Source organism: Pseudonocardia sp. UM4_GMWB1 (assembly GCF_017312155.1).
GTDB lineage: Bacteria > Actinomycetota > Actinomycetes > Mycobacteriales > Pseudonocardiaceae > Pseudonocardia > Pseudonocardia alni.
The window spans coordinates 26,025-44,893 of record NZ_QJPN01000002.1; the positions used below are offsets into that span (position 1 = coordinate 26,025).

Sequence of the window (18,869 nt, forward strand, 5' to 3'; positions counted from 1 at the left end):
TCGATAACTGGGAGGTCTGTCGTGTTGATGAACCGGGTGGAAACGGCCCTGGTGAACAGCCCGCCGCGGCGCGCGTTGCAGCGGTTCTACGAGACCCCGACGCTGCTGCGGCTGGGCGGGGCACTATCCCCGGACGCGCGGGTGCTCGAGGTGGGGTGCGGGGCGGGGTACGGCACCGAGCTGATCCTGCGCCGGTTCGCCGCGGCTCGTGTGGACGCGATCGACCTGGACCCGGCCATGGTCACTCGGGCGAAGCGCCGGCTGGCTGGTTACGGGGAGCGGGTGCGGCTGGCCACCGGCGACATGACCGACCTGCGCACCGCCCTGGACGCCGAGGACAACAGCTACGACGCGGTGTTCGACTTCGCGATCGTGCACCACGTCCCGGACTGGCGAGCGGCGCTGGCGGAGATCGTTCGGGTGCTCAAGCCGGGCGGGCGGTTCTACTTCGACGAGGTCACCGCCGCCGCGCTGGCCACCCGCGGCTACCGGTGGCTGTTCGACCACCCCACCGAGGACCGGTTCACCGCGAGCGAGTTCGTCGCCGAACTGGAGCGCCAGGGACTGCAGGTCGGGTCCCGGTGGCGCACCCGGGTTCGCGGGCACTACCTGCTCGGGGTGGCCCAGCGCCCGTACAGCGACGCCGCACCGCGGTGAGCCCCGCCGGCGAGGACGGGGCGTTGCGGCTGCTGCTCGACGCCCGCCGGACCTACCGACACGGCCCGGAGGCGATCGACGCCCGCCAACGCGCCCGCCTGGCCGAGCTCGTGGACTTCGCCCGCGGCCACGGCAGCGTGTACCGCGAGCTCTACCAGGACCTGCCCGGCCGGGTGGAGGACCCGCGCCTGCTGCCGGTCACCAGCAAGGCGGCACTGATGGCACGGTTCGACGACTGGGTCACCGACCCGCGCGCGAGCAGGGAGCGGGTGCAGGCGTTCGTGGCCGACCCCGCCCAGATCGGCCAGCCGTTCCTCGCCATCCCACCCGGCTACCGCGGCGGTTCCCGAGCCGGCTACACGGTGGCGACCACGTCGGGTACCACCGGCACGCGGGGGATGTTCCTGCTCGACGAGCGGGCACTCGCGGTGACCACCGCGCTGAGCTCGCGCATGCTCAGCACCTGGCTGAACGCGAGCGCGCTGCCCCGGCTGATCGCCGGGCGGGGACGACTGGCGATGGTCACCGCCACCGGCGGGCACTTCGCCTCCACCGCCGCGGCCGCCCGCCTGCGCCGCACCAGACGCGGCCGCCGCCGGGTCCAGGCGCTGTCGGTACACACCCCGCTGCCGGAACTGGTGACCCAGCTCAACGCGTTCCCACCCGCCGTGCTCGCCCCCTACGCCACCACCGCGGCGCTGCTGGCCACCGAACAACAGGCCGGGCGGCTGCGGATCCGCCCCGCCCTGGTCGCGCTCGCCGCCGAAGGCCTGCCCGACCCAGAGATCGCGCGGATCGCCACCGCGTTCGGCTCCGCGGTGGGCAACTCCTACGCCGCGACCGAGTGCCCGTTCCTGTCCTACAGCTGCCACCACGGCTGGCTGCACGTCAACGCCGACTGGGCCATCCTCGAACCCGTCGACGCCGACCACCGGCCCACCCCGCCCGGCCAGCAGTCCCACACCGTGCTGCTGACCAACCTGGCCAACCGGGCCCAGTCGATCCTGCGCTACGACCTCGGCGACAGCGTCCTGGCCCGCCCCGACCCCTGCGACTGCGGCAGCCCACTGCCCGCGATCCGGGTGCAGGGCCGCACCGCGGACCTACTCACCCTCCCCACCACCCACGGCACCACCGTGACACTCACCCCGCTGACCCTCTCGACCCGCCTGGACCGGCTGCCCTCCGTGGCGCTGTTCCAGATCCTGCAGATCTCCCCGACCGAGCTCTCGGTGCGAATCCAGCCCGCACCCGGCGCCACCCCGCAGCAGGCCTGGGCCCACGTGCACCGCGAACTCACCGACCTGCTCGCCGCCCACGGCCTCGCCCAGATCACCGTTCGACGCGCCGAGCAGCTCCCCCAACCCGCCACCGGCGGCAAGTACCGACTGGTTCAACCGCTGGCCGACACACCGGGCTGACCACGCCACACGTGGCGTCGACCGACCATGCGCTCTCGGCTGCTCGGCCGTACCCTCTCACGATCTTCTCTCCGGTCGACGACGCAGGCGTCGCGGCGCACGGATCGCGACCTCGTCTCGTAGACCGAACCCCCACCGGGACACCCCGGCCCCGCCCGCGAACCGAAGATCGCTGCTGCTCGGCGATTCCCGTAAGACCCGCCCGATGAAATGCCCGATGAAGGGGCGCTTACTGGGACACTCGCACGGTGAGCGGACTACTGATCGGCTACGCCCGGGTCTCCACCGACGAACAAGACCTCACCGCCCAACGCGACGCCCTCACCACCCTCGGCGTTGCGCCCGAGCGGATCTACGTCGATCACGGCCTGACCGGAACCAACCGGGCCCGGCCCGGGCTGCGCGAGGCGATGGCCGCGTGCCGCGGCGGCGACGTGCTGGTCGTGACCAAACTCGACCGGCTCGCCCGGTCGCTGCCCGACGCCCGCGACATCGTCGCCGAGCTCACCGCCCGCGAGGTCAAGCTCAGCCTCGGCGGGTCGGTCCACGACCCGACCGACCCGGTCGGCAGATTGTTGTTCAACGTGCTGGCCATGGTCGCCGAGTTCGAGTCAGACCTGATCAAGATGAGGACCCGGGAGGGCATGAAGGTCGCCCGCGCCAAGGGCCGGCTGCGTGGCAAGAAGCCCAAGCTCAGCCCGCGCCAGGAGTCCCACCTCGTCGAGCTGCACCACGCCGGCGCGCATACCAGCGCCGAGCTCGCGGAGCTGTTCTCCGTCGCCCGCTCCACCGTCTACCGGGCGATCGAGCGCGCACGCCCAGCTGCACCGTCCGCGTCCTGACGTCCTGCTCTGCCCCTCGGGTCAGCTTCGCGGAGTGCCGGGCCCAGTAGCGACCGCGCCAGCGCTACCGATGGAACCCGTTCCGTTGTTCCTCATGGGCCGGAGTAGCGGCGGTGCCGCTTCCACAACGTCTGCCACGGCCCGAACTCGGACGGGACATCCCGCCAGGCCAGGCCGCACCGGTATCGGTAGATGATGCCCTCGAGTACTCGACGGTTGTCTCGAAACGGGCGCCCGCGACGACCCTCCGACGAGGGCAGGAGCGGGGCCAGCCGGGCCCACTGAACGTCGGTCAGGACCGCAGTGCGCGACACCGCTACAGCATCGCGCACCCCGACCCACCTATTTCGGAGACACGCCCTACCTAGCGCGCCGGCAACGTGAGCAGACGTTCCCGGATCATTCGGTTGGCTTTCGCGGCGGTGAGGGGTCCCAGGGCTGTAAGCGGGGTATCCAGCGCGGGACGTTGTCCCGATAGCGCGCGTGGCCGTCGCCGAACCGGTGGGCTAGCCGCGGGCTAGCCGCGGTTCCTCAACACGGGGGACCATGATGGTGACGAAGAGCGCGAACACGACAAGCCATGCCAGGAGGCTCAGGGACCGCGTTGCGATCGTCTCGCCGACGAGGATGGCCAGGACTCCACTGAACATCGGGTGGCGCACGTGTCGATAGGGCCCGTGCACTACCAGGGTGCGCGGTGGGTCCTGTGGCGACAATGTTCCCTCGCCCTCCCGGGCGAAGAGCCTGATCGTCCAGGCGAGCATCGCGACACCGCCCGCGATCAGCAGGGCGCCGGCAGTCAGGGCCAGGTAGCCGAGTACCGGACTGAGATCGACCCGGAGCGGAACCCATGATCGTTACGATCACCAGTGGAATGATGATCGTGACCGTTACCGGACCGAGCAGTATCGCCCGTAGATGCTGTACCAGCATGGTGCTGACCCCCTGGTCACATGTTCAGAGCCCAAGGGCGGGACGCGAGACCCCGCCCCTATGACCGAACGCCGATCCAACGCGGAACCTGGCTGCACAGGCGCCCGTAGGCCGTTCCGAACTGTCGCCGGAGGTGGCTTTCCTCGACCGCTACCCAGGCGCGCATCACTACGGTCAGTTCGATGGCCAGCAGCGCGGCCGCGGTGAGCCTCGGGCGACGGCGAGGCCGGCCGTGGCGGCCACGAAGCCCGTGTACCGGGGGTTGCGGCTGTAGTGGTAGATCCCACTGGTGATCAGCTCACCGGTCTCGCCGCCGTTGAGCTACTGCGGGCTGTCGAACGGCGTCATGCCGGCTCCTGCGAGAGTCGTCCCGCGGCGGCCGGTCGGCACGTCGCGGTGGCGGGCGAGGGACTCGGTGAGCAGGACTCCGAACGTCGCGTAGGCAGCCCACATCATCATCTGGGTTCCCCGCCGCAGGGTTCCGTTGCGGTCGAGCTCGTTCTGCATCCGGTGAAGAAGCGGGATCACGGCAACCGTGAGGACGGTGTTGGCCAGCCGTGCCGCCCGGTCGGCCGTGGTCATGGGTGAGACCTCTGGTGTGCCTGTATCTCTTGTTCAGCAGCGGACGGTTCGGGGCTGCAGCATGCGCATCCGTCCGCACAACCGCTCTGGTGCGGCGGCTGTGCCGGAGCGGATCCCGGATCGGCGTCGAGCGGCGACGGTCCGGTGGCCACCGTGTGGGGTGTGGCCGGTCGGGGTGCCGGCGCGCAGCAGGGGTCGTCCGGTTCCGGCGCGGGCTCGACCGCGATGTGGTGTCGCCCCGAGGTGGCCGGAGCGGCGGTCAGACCGGGCAGGGGCCGTGTCCGCGCGGCGCGGACGGCGTTGAGGATAACCAGCACTTCGGCGGCCTCGTGGATCACGACGACGGTGGCCAGGCCCAGGACGCCGAACGCGGCGAGCGGGATCAGCGTGCCGATGATCAGCAGTGAGAAGCCGACGTTCTGCAGCATGATCGTGCGCGCGTGGCGGGCGTGGGCGAGGTTCTGCGGGAGGTGGCGCAGGTCCTCACCCATCAGCGCGACGTCGGCGGTCTCGATGGCGACGTCAGTGCCCATGGCGCCCATCGCGATGCCGACATCGGCGGTGGCCAGCGCCGGGGCGTCGTTGACGCCGTCACCGACCATCGCGATCCGGCGACCCCGGGCGATCTCGGGCAGCAGACGAGCCTTGTCCTCCGGGCGCAGTTCCGCGTGCACGACGCCGATCCCAGCCTGCTGGCCGAGCATGGCCGCGGTGCGCCGGTTGTCGCCGGTGAGCATGGCGACGTCAATCCCGAGCGCGCGCATGCGGCGAACGGCTTCGACGGCTTCGGGGCGCAGCTCGTCCCGGACGGCGACGGCGCCGAGCAGCGTGCCGCCGCGCTCGAGGAGTACGACCGTCGCCCCCTGGTCCTGCAACCGCGCGACGTCCTCGGCCAACAGGCCGGCGTCGACCCAGCCGGGCCTGCCCAGCCGCAGCTCGACCCCGTCGCGGACGCCGATCAGGCCGTGCCCGGGCACGGCGGTGACGTCGTCGGCGGGCCGTACCGCGACCGACCACGGTGCCGCCTCGGCGGCGGTGAGGACCGCCCGGGCCAGCGGGTGCTCGCTCCGGGATTCCAGCGCGGCGGCGGTGGCCAGCACGTCGGTGCGGTCCTCGCCGGGCGCGGCGAGAACCTCGACCACCTCGGGACTGTTGCGGGTCAGGGTGCCGGTCTTGTCGAGGGCGACGGCGCGGATCCGGCCGAGCTCCTCCAGCGCCGCACCACCCTTGACCAGCGCGCCGTGCCGGCTCGACGCGCCGATCGCGGCGACCACGGTCAGCGGTACCGAGATCGCCAGCGCGCACGGTGACGCAGCCACGAGCACGACCAGGGCTCGTTCGAGCCAGAGCACCGGGTCGCCGAACAGCGCGCCCAGCCCGGCGATCAGAACGGCCAGGACCATGATCGCAGGAACCAGCGGGCGAGCGATCCGGTCGGCGAGGCGCTGACCGGAGCCCTTGCGCTCCTGGGCCTGCTCGACGATGTGCACGATCCGCGCCAGCGAGCTGTCCGAGGCCGGGGCGCTGACCACGACCTCGATCGCGCCACCGCCGTTGATCGTCCCGGCGTAGAGGTCGTCACCCGGTCCCGCCTCGATCGGGACCGACTCACCGGTGATCGCGGAGGTGTCCAGGCTGGTCCGCCCGGTCCGGATGGTGCCGTCGGTCGCGGCCCGCTCGCCGGGGCGCACGATCAGGACGTCGCCGACGACGAGGTCGTCAGGGGAGACGGTGACCTCGTCGCCGTCACGCAGCACCGAGGCGGTCGGGGGGACCAGCCCGAGCAGGGCACGCAGGCCGCGGCGGGTCCGGGTCACAGCATGGTGCTCGAGCCCTTCGGCGATGGAGAACAGGATCCCGAGCAGGGCGGCCTCGGCGATCTGTCCGAGTGCGACGGCGCCGATCACGGCGATCGTCATCAGGGTGCCGACACCGATCCGGCCGTGGCGCAGATTGCGTAGCGCGTCGGGCACGAACGTCGACGCCGCGACCACGGCCGCGACCAACTCGACCCCGCCGATCAGCAGCGCCGGCCCACCGGCGACGAGATCGATCACCCAGGCGGCGGCGAGTAGCACCGCAGCGACCGCGGCGAGCTGCAGCTCACGGACCTGCCAGATACGGCCGGGCCCCTCGTCGCCCCCGGCAGCGCTGTCGTTCGCGGGTGCGGGTGCAGTGCCGGACTCAGACACGATCCGCTCCTTCCAGCACCGCGTCGCCGTCGCCATCGGTGTCGACGGCTGTGCCGTTGTCGACCTCGACCAGCACCGACAGGACGGCGCGTCCCCGGTCGGAGAGCTGGTACATCACCATCCGGCCGTCCCGGCGCGAGGTCACAACCCCGACCGTGCGCAGCTGGCGCAGGTGATGTGACACCAGGGCCTGCGACGCACCGACGACCCAGGCGGTGTCGCACACGCACAGCTCGGCACCCTGGAGAAGGGCGGCCGCGATCCGCAGCCGGGTGGAATCCCCGAGCCCGCGGGCCATACCGGCCGCCGGTTCGACACGAGTGCTGTCCGGCAGTGCGGCACGGATCCGTTCGGCGTGCGGAAGATCGAGACAGAGCAGGTCACATGCGTCATCCATGGCCATACAAACATTCTAACGGCCATCGATATGTTTGGGTAGTGCTGCCCGAAGGTCCGGCGCACTCGATATCCTCGACCCGCAACGACTGGACCGGCGATAAATTGAGGGCCAGGCCGTCCTCGCGGTCGGTGAGGACGCGTTCCCGGGAGCGGCACGCGGTGCGGCGCGCGCGTTTCGTCTCCGCAGGGGCTGGAGGACAACCTGGCCCGGCCGTGGCAACTCATTGACCTGGCCGACCCCGGCAACGGCTGACCGCGGGGTCGCGGGGTCACCGCATCCGACACCGCAAGGCCCGTCGACTTCCCGAGAGTCAGACATCCCATGGTCGCGGCCGTCACGACTGCGGCGGTCGATCCGGCAGGGCCCGGTCTAGCGCAACCAGCAGTAGCACGACGCCAGCGCCGATCAGCCAGGGATTGGCGAGCTCGGAGCCGGCCGCTCCTAGCGCCCCGGCGGCGAGCAACGCCGGCCCCGCGCAGCAACATCACCAGCCGCACGAGCAGGGCGGCGACACCCAAACGCCGCGGGCCCCGCCAGCGCGCTCGACCTCGGTGTGTTCGGTGTCGGCGCGTTCGGTGTCGGAGCCGCTGGTGGGGCCGCGGTCGGGTCGGTCGGCAGGTATGAAGGATCCTGGTCCCCAGCGAGGTCAGGGCGGGATCGAGTCAGGGGCGGGGGTCGATGCGCGCGCACACCGAGAGCGCGGAGCAGTTGTCCGCGGCCAGCGAGCGGGCCAGCACCACCAGGTCGGCCACTCGCGGGTCGGCCACCCGGTAGTGGGAGAACCGGCCCTCGCGGCGCACCGCGACGTAGCCACAGTCGGCCAGACACGCCAGGTGCGTCGACACCCGCCCCTGGGCCAGCCCGACGTGCGCGACGCACTCGCTGACGGTGTGCTCGCCGGCGAGCAGGAACTCCAACAGCCGCAGCCGGGTCGGGTCACCCAACGCGCGGAAGAACTTCGCCACCACCCCCGCCTGCTCGCCGGCCTGCCCGAGCAGCGGGGGCGCCGACACCTCGGCGCCCGCCACCGGTGCTGGGACCTCGCCGCCTGTCTGCGCGGCCGGCTCGGTCGGCGGGCCTGGTGCCGTCCTCGAGCTGGTGACCATCCGCTGCGCTCCCTCCATCGTGTCATGCATCCGCCTTGACGGATGCCACTACGCTAGCATGTATTCGTCTAGCCGGATTGGACGGTTCAGACGAGCTCAACGGAGGTCAGGAGGCCCCGACGTGGACGACGACGTGGAGGACACCGCAGCGCTGGACCTGGTGGTGATCGGCTCGGGTGGGGCGGCGATGGCCGCCGCGATTGCCGCCCGCGGCGCCGGCAAGACCGTGGTGCTGGTCGAGCACGCAACCCTGGGCGGGACCTGCGTCAACGTGGGGTGTGTGCCGTCGAAGACGTTGCTGGCCGCGGCCGGGGCGCGGCACGGCGCGCTGGGCAACCCGTTTCCCGGTGCCCCGACCTCGTCCGGGCCGGTGGACCTGGGCGCGTTGGTGGAGCAGAAGGACGAGCTGACCGGACGGCTGCGCCAGGCCAAGTACGCCGACGTAGCCGCCGCCCACGGCTTCGAGGTCCGCCCCGGGCACGCCCGCTTCGCCGACCCCGACACCCTGCTCGTGGACGATGAACCGCTGGCTGCGCACGCCTACCTGATCGCCACCGGGTCCGAGCCCTCCCGCCCGCCGCTGCCCGGCCTAGACGAGGTGGACTGGTTGAGCTCGACCACGGCGATGGAGCAGACCGAGCTGCCCGAGTCGCTGGTGGTCATCGGCGGAGGCTATGTGGGGATGGAGCAGGCCCAGCTGTTCGCCCACCTCGGCGCCCAGGTCACCCTCGTGGGACGCCTCGCGCCGACGGCTGAGCCCGAACTCGCTGACACGCTGCGCCGGGTGTTCGCCGACGACTCGATCACCGTCATCGAGGACCGGGCGGTGCAGGTCGACGTCGGTACCGGCGAGGCGACGGTGGTGACCGGAGGCAGGCAGCGCGCCAGCGGGGCCCGGCTGCTGGTCGCGACCGGGCGCACCCCGCGCACCAACGGGCTGGGCCTGGACGCGGCGGGGGTGCAGACCGACGAGCGGGGTTTCGTCGCCGTCGACGAGGCCCAGCGCAGCTCCAACCCGCGGGTGTTCGCCGCCGGGGACGTGTCCGGGGCGCCGCAGTACGTCTACGTTGCCGCCGCCACCGGACGCGTGGCGGCGCTCAACGCCACTGACGCCGCCGGGCCCCGCCCGGCCATCGTCGACTACACCGGGCTGCCCGCGGTCGTGTTCACTCGTCCCCAGCTGGCCTCCGCCGGGCTCAGCGAGACCCAGGCGCTGGCCGCCGGGTACCGCTGCGACTGCCGGGTGCTGGACCTGGCCGATGTGCCCCGGGCGCTGGCCAACCGCGACACCCGCGGGGTGATCAAGGTGGTGGCCGACGCCGAGAGCGGGCGGATGCTTGGGGTGCACGCGGCCGCCGAGGCGGCCGGGGAGATCATGCTCGCCGCCACCTACGCGATCACCGCCGGCATGACCGTCGACGACGTCGCCGACACCTGGGCGCCGTACCTGACCATGGCCGAGGGCCTGCGCATCGCCGCCGGACAGTTCCGCAACCAGATGCCCACCTCCTGCTGCGCCTGACCCCCAGCCCACCCCTCCCCGATCCCCTCGTCGGAAGGGACGTTTCTGTCATGAGCATCGACGCCGAGCATCTCGCCACCCGGCTCAGCGAGACCATCTGCTCCACTCCCGGCGCCGCCGGGGACGCGATGGGCTGGCTGTGGCCGGCGCTGCTGCGTGAGCTGGCCCGCGGGCATCCGGTCACCGTCGACGACCTCGCCCACACCACCGGGCGCGGCGCCGGGGAGGTCCGCGACGGACTGGCCGGGCTCTCGGACACCGAGTACGACGAGCACGGCGCGGTGGTCGGGCACGGCATCACCCTGCGCGAGACCCCGCACCAGTTCACCGTCGCTGGCCAGGCGCTCTACACCTGGTGCGCCCTGGACACCCTGATCTTCCCCACCGTGCTGGGCCGCCCCGCGCAGGTCGTCTCCCCCACTCCGGGCAGCGGCGAGCTCGTGGCGCTCAGCGTCGATCCCGACAGCGGGGTCACCGCACTGCAGCTGATCGAGACACAGTCCTATCTCCAAGGAGATACGGCAGGACCCCAAAGTTGTCGACGACGCGCTGAGACTGACCCTCTAGCGACGGGTTGGGACTGACCCCTCCATCGAGGCTGGAGGGGTGATCACGTTGGAAGAGTGGGCTGAGGTCCGTCGTCTGCACCGCGCCGAGGGCGTGCCGATCAAGGAGATCGTCCGCCGGCTGGGACTGGCGCGAAATACGGTGCGGGCGGCGTTGCGGGCCGACGCGCCGCCCTCGCGGGAGCGTGGACCGCGCGGGTCGTTGGTGGACAAGGTGGAGCCGCAGGTCCGGGCCCTGCTGGCCGAGTATCCGAGGATGCCGGCGACGGTGATCGCCGAGCGGATCGGCTGGACACACTCGTTGACCATCCTCAAGGACCGGGTGCGTGAGCTGCGGCCGTTGTTCGCCCCTCCCGACCCGGCGGACCGGATCGAGTACGCCCCCGGTGAGCTCGCGCAGTGCGACCTGTGGTTCCCGCCGGTCCCGATCCCGGTCGGTGCCAGCGGGGCGCGGGTCCTGCCGGTGTTGGCGATGACCTGCGGCTTCTCCCGGGTGACGGACGCTGTGATGATCCCGTCCCGCAAGGCCGGCGACATCCTGGCCGGGATGTGGGAGATCATCGCAGGGTGGGGCCGCTGTCCCCGCACGCTGGTCTGGGACCGCGAGGCCGCGATCGGCGGCACCGGGCGACCCGGCGTCGAGGCAGCTGCGTTCGCCGGGACGCTCGGGGTGCGGATCAAGCTCACCCCGGCACGGGACCCGGAGTCGAAGGGACTGGTGGAGCGGCGCAACGGCTACTTCGAGACCTCCTTTCTGCCCGGACGCAGCTTCGTCTCGCCGTTCGACTTCAACGCCCAGATCGAGACTTGGTTGACCGAGGTGGCGGGCGCCCGGCACCTGCGCTCGATTGGGACCACCCCCGCCACGCGGTGGCCGATCGACCGGGCCGCGATGGTCGCCCTGCCGCCGGTGGCGCCGCAGGTCGGGCTGACCGGGCGGGTTCGGCTGGCGCGTGACTACTACGTGCGCGTCGACGGCAACGACTACTCGGTCAACCCGGCCGCGATCGGCCGGTTCGTCGACTGGATCGCCACTCCCGCCCTGGTCGCGGTCACCTGCGCCGGGCAGATCGCGGCCACCCACGAGCGGGTCTGGGCCAGCGGCGCCACGGTGACCGATCCCGAGCACCGGGCCACCGCCCGCGCCCTGCGCACTGCGTTCACCGCCGCCCGTGACCGCGCCCGCCATGACACGCGCTCCCACACCGATGGGCACGTCGTGGCCCTGCGCGCGCTGCCGGATTACGACGCGCTCTACGGCGTGAACTTCGACCCCGCACCCGACCCGACCGCCACCGCTGAAGGGCAGTAGATGACCACCCCGAAGACGACCGCGACGACCAGCACGACAGCAGCCACGGAAGCCACGAAGACCGGTGGCGTGAGCACCGAGCTCGGCTCGAAGCTGGCCTACCTGACTCGCGTGTTGAAGACGCCCACGATCGCCCGCGTCTGGGACGACCTCGCCGCCCAGGCCCGCGACCTGAACTGGTCGCACGAGGAGTACCTGACCGCGGTCCTGGAGCGCCAGGTCGCCGACCGTGAGTCCGCCGGCACCACCATGCGCATCCGCACCGCCCACTTCCCGGCCGTGAAAACGCTGGAGGAGTTCAACCTCGACCATCTGCCCTCTCTGCGCCGAGACCTGCTCGCCCATCTGGCGACCGGCACGTTCGTGGCCAAGGCCGAGAACGTGATCCTGCTCGGACCGCCCGGGATCGGGAAGACCCACCTCGCGATCGGGATCGGGGTCAAAGCCACCCAGTCCGGGCACTCGGTGCTCTTCAACACCGCCGGCAACTGGATCACCCGCCTCGCTGCCGCGCACCAGGCCGGGCAGCTGGAGGCCGAGCTACGCAAGATCCGCCGCTACAAGCTGATCATCATCGACGAGGTCGGCTACATCCCCTTCGACCACGACGCGGCGAACCTGTTCTTCCAGCTCATCGCCTCTCGCTACGAACAGGGCTCGGTCATGGTCACCAGCAACCTGCCCTTCGGACGCTGGGGCGAGGTCTTCGGCGACGAGATCGTCGCCGCCGCGATGATCGACCGCCTCGTCCACCACGCCGAGGTCCTCACCCTCTCCGGCGACTCCTACCGCACACGCGCCCGCCGCGAACTCCTCGCCAAAGACCGCGACAACTAGCACGAACCGGGCACACAGGGGTCAATCCCAAACCGTCGCCAGGGGGTCACTTCTAACCCGCCGTTGACAAAAGTGTCATACCCCCTCAGGGTATTGAACAGGCGTGGTGTCGCTGATGCTGTGCCCGCGGCGCGGGTCGAAGCCCGATCCTCCGCCGGACAAGGGGTGCGGTGGTCCGATCACGGGTATTGCCGAGACCCGTTGGCTCCAGACTTGTCGGCTCCGCGCAGAACCTGGTAGTACGTGTCGCCGCGGAATCGGACGGGCCGCACGATGCGGCCGTCTGCGCGCCTGCGAACCTGGAGTCGCGATCGTTGCTGCTGGGTGCGTGCCGTAGCCCGTCGCCATCGGCCGAGCGCGTCTCCGCACAGGGCCGGGAGTCGCTGTGTTCCGGTCACGATGTACCTCGCGGATCGTGTGCGTTGGTAGAGCCGATACGCCGCCGCAGCAGCCGCGCCGCGCGATGCTCAGACCCAGCTCGTCCAGTTGTGCTGCTCGACACCGACGGCGCAACGGGCTCGCGTGGCGTGACCTCGTCCCTGACCGGTGCGGACTGGTCAGCCGAGCGGAGATGGGCCGGCTCGGTTCCAGTACTGGCAGTCGAGCCTGGCGTGGCAGGGACGCCTCTCTCGGCTGGCAGCCGGCCGTCGAGTTCCGCGCGCGGCACTCGAGCGTCGAACGCGACGAGCTCGAGGCCGTGCTCGACGACGGCGGACTGCTCCAGCCAGCGGCCCGTGCGAACCACGGAGAAGGTGATGCCGTTGTCCGCGGTGAGCGCCGCGCCGCGGAGGACGGCGGTGGCGTGGTCGAGGACATGTCGGGACCCGAGGGAGCCGGTTGGCATGCCGGTGTCGTGGAGGCTGAGGAGGAACCGGTCGAGAAGCATGTCGGGACTGAAGCCGGGAGCACCGGTCCAGGTCACCAGCAGTGACGTCGTCTGGGGCGTCGATGTGCGACCTGCCCGGCTGAGAACCTGCCGGCGACCTTGTCCGTTCAGCAGTGAATCGCTCCGCAGGACCGAGAGCACGGTGTCTCGTATCCAGCGGAAGCGGTCAGAGTCGTCGTGCATGAATGCTGCTCCATGTTGTCGATACCCGCGAGCGGCCGCCGGATCCGAGGAGGATGGGGCAGCAGCGGGCGAAGGTTGAGAGGCAGGCGGTGATCCGCGACGGCCTCGTGGCTGCCGATACCGGCGACCGTTGCGACGTGGCCCGTGATCTCAGGTGGGGTCGTGGCTGTCCGGCCTAGCCATTTGCGAGTCGGTCGGACGACAGCGACGTGTGCGATGGGCTGGGGCGAGGCAGTCAGCGATGGCGTCGAGGTGTGCCTCAGCCTCGGCTGCGGGGTGCGGGTCGCGACCCGTTCGACTCTGGCGAAGGATGATTCCGGCCGGTAGCCGCGGTTCTGAGCGGCGTTACCCGGTTCCCGCGTGGTCGCTGCTCAGAGGGTGTCGAAGGCGCAGTCGGTGCAGAGCCCGTCCGGCCACTGAGCCCCGGGCGGCGACCGAGCGTCGCGAGAGCACTCAGCAGCCGGGAGCCCCAGCGCCCGGGGGCCCCCGACGAGCTGACTGCAACCTCCAACCGCACCAACGCAGCATCGATCCGTGTCGGCGCACCCGGGGCAGGCGCACGCCGGGGCGTCGCACCGATCGGCTGCGCTGGGCCAGGCGGGGAAATCGCGCTCGCAAGTAGCCGACCACCAGGTCCGCGGCAGCGCCGCAGATCAGGACCATCGCGACGATCAGCACAGTGGCGGCGAGCTGGGTTCCGGTCACCCCATCCGGAACGAGGCCGTGCCAGACACCAGCCGGTGCCGGCCACTCAAGCCCAGATCCTTCAGCCGAGCGCCCCAGCCACTTGCCCGCGAGATGCAGGGCGGGCTGGGCGACGATGGTCGCGTTGAGAAGGCTCAACAGACCGCGGAATCGCGGCGCGATCCACCGGCGCAGCCCGGTGACGGCCCCGACCAGTACCACGAGGGCAAGGGTGTGGATCGGGTGTTCGCCGGCGAGCACATCAACCACCAGTGCCGCCCCGACCGTGGCGATCACACCACAGGTCATGGCGCCTCGCGACTGCGGTACGCCGCCGACGCACGCGGTCCTCGTTCGGGACTGCGCGACCGCTGCCATGCCCACCACTCTCCCTCTGGGCCCTGTGACAACGCTGAGAGACCGTGCCGGGAAGTCGACGCGAACAACCTGAGGTGGTGTTCCGGCCGTGCCGTTCCCGGCTACGGCGCGGGACGAGGGCCCGCGCCGCTGAGCGGCCCCAGTGGGCACCACAGAACGTACGGCGACGCACCGAGCCACACCGGCCCCATCACGCCGTCGCACGTGCGCATGGGTCGGGCGGTGGGCGGCCGTCGCCGATGACGGACGCACCGCCGCCGAGTCGCGCTGTTAGCCGAGCATCTCCTGCATCTGAGTGATCTCGGTCTGCTGGGCATCGATGATCGTCTGGGCGAGCGCCTTCGCCTCCGGGTTGCGCCCGTCGCGCAGCTCCGTCTGCGCCATCTGCACGGCACCCTCGTGGTGAGCGATCATCATCTGCAGCCACATCCGGTCGAACTCGACACCGGATGCCTGCTCGAGCTGCTGCATCTGCTGATCACTCATCATGCCCGACATCCCGGACATGCCGTTCTGCTCCATCCCGGGCATGTTGTGTTCCTGGCTCATGTTCGGCATGCCGCCGGACTCGGGCGCGCCCCATGCGGCGAGGAAGCCCTGCAGCTGCTGGATCTCGGGACCCTGCGCCTGCTGGATCGCGGTGGCGAGCTGCTTGACCTGGTCGCTCTCGGCACGGTCGGCCGCCAGATTGGCCATGTCGACCGCCTGCCGGTGGTGCGGGATCATGCCCTGGGCGAAAGCGATGTCGGCCTCGTTGTGATCGGCGGAAACCTGCTGGCCCGCCGCGGACGAGGTCGGCGCGGGCGGTGCCTGGCCGGCCGAGCCGGTGGCCTCCCCACCGCCGCACGCGGACAGGGCGAGGGCCGCGGTGACCGCCGTCGTGGCGAGCGCCATCTTCTTGATCTTCATGGTGGACTCCCTTGCATGTGACCGGTCGTGAGCTGGTGGAATCCAGCGCTCTTCCGCGCTGGGGGCCGATCAGCTCCGCATCACGCACAGCTGGGCAAGACGACGAGACATAGGTGGCGGTCTGGCAACAGACCACCGTCGAAGTGAGCTCCGGACGGGTGCGACCAGCGAACCGAGCATGGGGCCACCGAGGCGGAGCCCGGCAGCGAGAAGGAGCACACCGAGGGAGGTCAGGATGGCCAGGCACAAGTGCAAGGCGTGCTCCGGATCCGACCGGGCGCCATGGTCGCCGGGCACGTCAGCCGGGTCGTGGCCGGGTAACGTCAGGTCGGAGATCGCAGGGATCCCGGCAGCACCATCCGACGGGACGGCGGCCGTGGTCGCGGCGTGCCCGGTCTCGCCCGGCGGGGCGGCCACGAACGCGTGCATGCCCAGCAGCGCGAGCAACACGGGCACGATGAGCAGCAACCGCAGCTCAACCCGTTGATTACTCACCCCGGCCACGGTACCGACGGTGAAGCATGTCGACTTCGGGGGCTCACACAACGGTGTTCAACACCACCCCACCGCCGAGGCCGAGCAGCAGCGACAGCGCGGCGGCACCGAGCGCGGTCCCACGCGCCCAGCCACGAGCCCGGGTCACCGGCCGCTCGTGGTCGGGGCCCGGTTCGCCGAAGGCGGGCGCGATCCAGCGCAGGTAGTAGAACAGCGACGCGACGGTGTTGACCACGGCGAGCGCGACCAACCAGACCAGCCCCCCGTCCACGGTCGCGGTGAACACGACGAGCTTGCCGAGGAACACCGCGGTCGGCGGAGTCCCGACCAACCCCAGCAGCGCGACCACCAGCGCGATCGCGAGTGGCGGGTCCCGGCGGAACAGTCCCCGGTGGCCGGCGAGGGTGCGCTGCCCGGTGGCGGCGACGACGGCGAACGCGGCGATGTTGGTGATGGCGTAAGCGGCCAGGTAGAACAGCAGCGCCGGCTGCGCCAGCGGGGCGCGTCCGGCGACGGCGAGGGCCATGAGCATGTAGCCGACCTGCGAGATGGTCGAGTAGCCGAGCAGCCGCAGCACCGAGGTCTGGGCGAACGCGGCGAGGTTGCCGAGTGTCATGCTCACCGCAGCCAGGATCGCGATGATCAGAGGCCAGTCGACGACGTCGGCCGGGACCGCGGTGTCGAGCAGCCGGTAGGTGGCGACCAGGGCGCCGATCTTCGGCAGCGTGGTGATCACAGCGGCGACCGCCGGCGGTGTGCCGTCGGCGACGTCAGGCACCCAGAAGTGGGCGGGAACCGCTCCAGCCTTGAACGCCAGCCCGACCAGCACGGCGATCAGTCCGACCGCAGCGGCGCCGCCCGGTCCGGAGGCGATCCCGTCGGCAACCGCGTCGTAGCCGGTTGCTCCCGCTGTGCCGAACAGCAGGGTCACCCCGGCCACGGTGGTGACCCCGGCGAGCGCGCCGGCGAGGTAGTACTTGAGCGCCGCTTCGGGTGCGGTGCCCTGCTTGGCCCAGCCGGCCAGGGCGTAGAGCGGGACGCTGGCGAGCAGGAACGCAGCGAACAGCAAAATCAGATCGGCGGCGCCGCCGAGCAGGATCGAACCCAGCGCCCCGAGCTGCACGAGGACGACGAACTCGGTCTCGCGGCGGTGCCCGGCCACGGTGTCGCCGCACAGGGCGAGCAGCAGCAGCGTCGCGACGAGCACGATCGCCCGGGTGGCGTGGGTCGCGGTGTCGAGGACGTAGGTCCCGAACACCACGTCGACCGGTCGGGTCGCGGCGACGGCGGTCGCGGCCAGGCCGACGGTGCAGGCCAGTGCGGCCAGTACCCGGATCGTCCACTGGCGTCGGCGTGGGGTCCAGGCACCGAGCAGCAGCCCGGCGACCGCGCCGAACAGCAACGCGATCTCCGGGATCAGAGCGGACGGGTCACTGTGGACTGTCACGGCCGAATCACCGCGTCACCAGGTCGCCCAGGGTGCGGGCGGCGGGTTCGATCACGTCGAGCAGGACCCGCGGCAGCAGCCCGAGCACGGTCGCCAGGACCAGTAGCGCGCCGATGGCCAGCAGCTCCCGGGCGTCGAGGTCGGGGAACGGGCGCGGGGTGCCGGGGGCGTCCGGGACGCGGACATCGCCGGAGAGCATCCGCCCCATGGCGACCAGGAACAACGCGGCGGTGAGCAGGACACCGGTCACCGCGACGACGGTCGCGACCGGGACGGCGCCCAGCGCTCCGGCGAAGATCTGGAACTCGGCGATGAACCCGGAGAACCCGGGAAGGCCGAGTGAGGCGAACGCGGCGACGGCGAACAGCCCGGCGAAGCGCGGTGTGCGGGTCGCGAGCCCACCGTAGGCGCTCATCTCGTAGGTGTGGCCGCGCTCGTGCAGCGACCCGGCGAGCAGGAACAGCGCCGCGGTGATCAGGCCGTGGCTGACCATCTGGTAGGTCGCGCCCGAGGTGGCGAGCTGGCGGGCCTGCTCGTCGTCGGCGGTGATCAGGCCGGCTGCGCCGAGGCCGAGCAGGACGTAGCCCATGTGGTTGACCGAGGTGTAGGCGATCATGCGTTTGAGGTCGGTCTGGGCGAGCGCGACCAGGGCACCCCAGAGCACCGAGACCACCCCGGCCACGACGGCGACCAGCGCGAACTGGCGCCAGCTCGCGGGCAGCAGCGGCATCGCGATCCGGACGAAGCCGTAGGTGCCCATCTTGAGCAGGATCGCGGCCAGGATCGCCGACCCGGCCGCGGGCGCCTCGGTGTGCGCGGGCGGCAGCCAGGTGTGGAACGGGAACAGCGGGGTCTTGACCGCCAGCCCGATCCCGATCACCAGCAGGGTCAGCCCGGCGTACCCGCCGCCGCCGGCGAGGGGGTTCTGCGCTGCCAGGGTCGGGATGTCGAAGGTGACCTGCGGTCCGGCCAGGGCGAGCAGGATGAACCCGAGCAGCAGCGCGAGTGAGCCCAGGAAGGTGTAGAGGAAGAACGTCAGCGCCGCCCGCCGCGCCGGCGCGCCGGTGCCCCACCCGGCGATCACGAAGTACATGAACACGATCGACAGGTCGAAGAACAGGAAGAACAGGATCAGGTCGAGCGCGACGAACAGGCCCGCGCTGACCGCCTGCAACGCCAGGAACAGGAGCACGAAGCCCTTCGGGCGGGCGATGCCGCGCAGCGTGTAGACCGCGGTCGCGGTGAACAGCACCGCGGTCAGCGCCAGCAGCGGCAGCGACAGCCCGTCCACGCCGACGTGGTAGGAGATCCCGGCGCTGGGGATCCACGCGTAGCGCTCGACGAAGCCGTACCCCGACGCGGGCAGGCCCGCCCAGACCACGGCGATCAGCCCGAGCTGCGCGAGCCCCGCCGCGAGCCACGCACTGGCGAACACCGTCGTGCCCGCCCGCGCCGGAACCGCGCACAGCGCGACCGCGACCAGCGCGGGCAGGAAGACGATCAGCGAGAGCATTCCG

The 18,869-nt window shown here is 71.3% G+C and carries 20 protein-coding genes; 7 read left to right on the forward strand and 13 right to left on the reverse strand.

What is annotated here, in order from left to right; all coding sequences use genetic code 11:
• Positions 1 to 27 precede the first annotated feature (27 nt).
• From DMP15_RS27840 to DMP15_RS27850, 3 genes are all read left to right on the forward strand, one after another.
• Positions 28 to 657 (forward strand): class I SAM-dependent methyltransferase, encoded by a 630-nt coding sequence (locus tag DMP15_RS27840; RefSeq protein ID WP_100877393.1) that lies wholly within the window; start codon positions 28 to 30, stop codon positions 655 to 657.
• Positions 654 to 2,078, forward strand: coding sequence for a phenylacetate--CoA ligase family protein (locus tag DMP15_RS27845; RefSeq protein ID WP_281010845.1), 1,425 nt, complete (start codon positions 654 to 656; stop codon positions 2,076 to 2,078). The genes DMP15_RS27840 and DMP15_RS27845 overlap by 4 nt, the downstream gene beginning before the upstream one ends.
• A gap of 248 nt (positions 2,079 to 2,326) precedes the next feature.
• The gene (locus DMP15_RS27850) at positions 2,327 to 2,920 is read left to right on the forward strand and encodes a recombinase family protein (protein ID WP_179763221.1); all 594 of its coding nucleotides are present in this window, start codon (positions 2,327 to 2,329) and stop codon (positions 2,918 to 2,920) included.
• A 92-nt stretch (positions 2,921 to 3,012) separates the two neighbouring features.
• On the opposite strand, the gene DMP15_RS30430 is transcribed toward DMP15_RS27850, so the two are convergent.
• From DMP15_RS30430 to DMP15_RS27870, 7 genes are all read right to left on the reverse strand, one after another.
• Positions 3,013 to 3,252, reverse strand: a complete 240-nt coding sequence (locus DMP15_RS30430; protein ID WP_376772752.1) for a transposase — start codon at positions 3,250 to 3,252, stop codon at positions 3,013 to 3,015.
• Positions 3,253 to 3,426: 174 nt separating this feature from the next.
• Positions 3,427 to 3,729, reverse strand: a complete 303-nt coding sequence (locus DMP15_RS30435; RefSeq protein ID WP_374210111.1) for a methyltransferase family protein — start codon at positions 3,727 to 3,729, stop codon at positions 3,427 to 3,429.
• 298 nt (positions 3,730 to 4,027) lie between these two features.
• The gene (locus DMP15_RS30440) at positions 4,028 to 4,150 is read right to left on the reverse strand and encodes a methyltransferase (protein ID WP_179763282.1); all 123 of its coding nucleotides are present in this window, start codon (positions 4,148 to 4,150) and stop codon (positions 4,028 to 4,030) included.
• A 24-nt stretch (positions 4,151 to 4,174) separates the two neighbouring features.
• On the reverse strand, positions 4,175 to 4,435 hold the full coding sequence (locus tag DMP15_RS27855; protein WP_179763224.1) for a hypothetical protein: 261 nt from the start codon (positions 4,433 to 4,435) through the stop codon (positions 4,175 to 4,177).
• Positions 4,432 to 6,627, reverse strand: a complete 2,196-nt coding sequence (locus DMP15_RS27860; protein WP_308292794.1) for a heavy metal translocating P-type ATPase — start codon at positions 6,625 to 6,627, stop codon at positions 4,432 to 4,434. The genes DMP15_RS27855 and DMP15_RS27860 overlap by 4 nt, the downstream gene beginning before the upstream one ends.
• Positions 6,620 to 7,030, reverse strand: coding sequence for an ArsR/SmtB family transcription factor (locus tag DMP15_RS27865; RefSeq protein ID WP_179763226.1), 411 nt, complete (start codon positions 7,028 to 7,030; stop codon positions 6,620 to 6,622). The genes DMP15_RS27860 and DMP15_RS27865 overlap by 8 nt, the downstream gene beginning before the upstream one ends.
• A gap of 659 nt (positions 7,031 to 7,689) precedes the next feature.
• Positions 7,690 to 8,055 carry an ArsR/SmtB family transcription factor gene (locus tag DMP15_RS27870; protein ID WP_337826737.1) on the reverse strand — a complete coding sequence of 122 codons (366 nt, stop codon included), beginning with the start codon at positions 8,053 to 8,055 and terminating at the stop codon, positions 7,690 to 7,692.
• A gap of 199 nt (positions 8,056 to 8,254) precedes the next feature.
• On the opposite strand from DMP15_RS27870, the gene merA reads away from it, so the two are divergent.
• The 4 genes from merA to istB are packed head-to-tail and all read left to right on the forward strand — an operon-like array spanning position 8,255 to position 12,370.
• Positions 8,255 to 9,655 carry a mercury(II) reductase gene (merA, locus tag DMP15_RS27875; protein ID WP_308292795.1) on the forward strand — a complete coding sequence of 467 codons (1,401 nt, stop codon included), beginning with the start codon at positions 8,255 to 8,257 and terminating at the stop codon, positions 9,653 to 9,655.
• A gap of 50 nt (positions 9,656 to 9,705) precedes the next feature.
• Complete coding sequence (gene merB, locus DMP15_RS27880) at positions 9,706 to 10,239, forward strand: organomercurial lyase (RefSeq protein ID WP_337826738.1); 534 nt, start codon at positions 9,706 to 9,708, stop codon at positions 10,237 to 10,239.
• Positions 10,240 to 10,261: 22 nt separating this feature from the next.
• Positions 10,262 to 11,533, forward strand: a complete 1,272-nt coding sequence (istA, locus tag DMP15_RS27885) for an IS21 family transposase (protein WP_210026967.1) — start codon at positions 10,262 to 10,264, stop codon at positions 11,531 to 11,533.
• Complete coding sequence (gene istB, locus DMP15_RS27890) at positions 11,534 to 12,370, forward strand: IS21-like element helper ATPase IstB (RefSeq protein WP_245350810.1); 837 nt, start codon at positions 11,534 to 11,536, stop codon at positions 12,368 to 12,370.
• Between the two features lie 394 nt (positions 12,371 to 12,764).
• Here the strand turns inward: istB and DMP15_RS27895 are convergent, their stop codons facing one another.
• The 6 genes from DMP15_RS27895 to DMP15_RS27915 form a co-directional block, all read right to left on the reverse strand.
• The gene (locus DMP15_RS27895; RefSeq protein WP_179763230.1) at positions 12,765 to 13,439 is read right to left on the reverse strand and encodes a hypothetical protein; all 675 of its coding nucleotides are present in this window, start codon (positions 13,437 to 13,439) and stop codon (positions 12,765 to 12,767) included.
• 453 nt (positions 13,440 to 13,892) lie between these two features.
• Entirely contained in the window at positions 13,893 to 14,420 is a 528-nt protein-coding gene (locus DMP15_RS27900; protein ID WP_179763231.1) for a hypothetical protein, read from the reverse strand.
• 351 nt (positions 14,421 to 14,771) lie between these two features.
• Positions 14,772 to 15,410 carry a DUF305 domain-containing protein gene (locus DMP15_RS27905; RefSeq protein ID WP_281010830.1) on the reverse strand — a complete coding sequence of 213 codons (639 nt, stop codon included), beginning with the start codon at positions 15,408 to 15,410 and terminating at the stop codon, positions 14,772 to 14,774.
• A gap of 69 nt (positions 15,411 to 15,479) precedes the next feature.
• The gene (locus DMP15_RS30445) at positions 15,480 to 15,914 is read right to left on the reverse strand and encodes a DUF6153 family protein (protein ID WP_374210109.1); all 435 of its coding nucleotides are present in this window, start codon (positions 15,912 to 15,914) and stop codon (positions 15,480 to 15,482) included.
• Between the two features lie 34 nt (positions 15,915 to 15,948).
• Positions 15,949 to 17,352, reverse strand: coding sequence for an NADH-quinone oxidoreductase subunit N (locus DMP15_RS27910; protein ID WP_337826739.1), 1,404 nt, complete (start codon positions 17,350 to 17,352; stop codon positions 15,949 to 15,951).
• Between the two features lie 7 nt (positions 17,353 to 17,359).
• Positions 17,360 to 18,865, reverse strand: a complete 1,506-nt coding sequence (locus tag DMP15_RS27915) for a complex I subunit 4 family protein (RefSeq protein ID WP_179763234.1) — start codon at positions 18,863 to 18,865, stop codon at positions 17,360 to 17,362.
• Between the last annotated feature and the right edge of the window lie 4 nt (positions 18,866 to 18,869).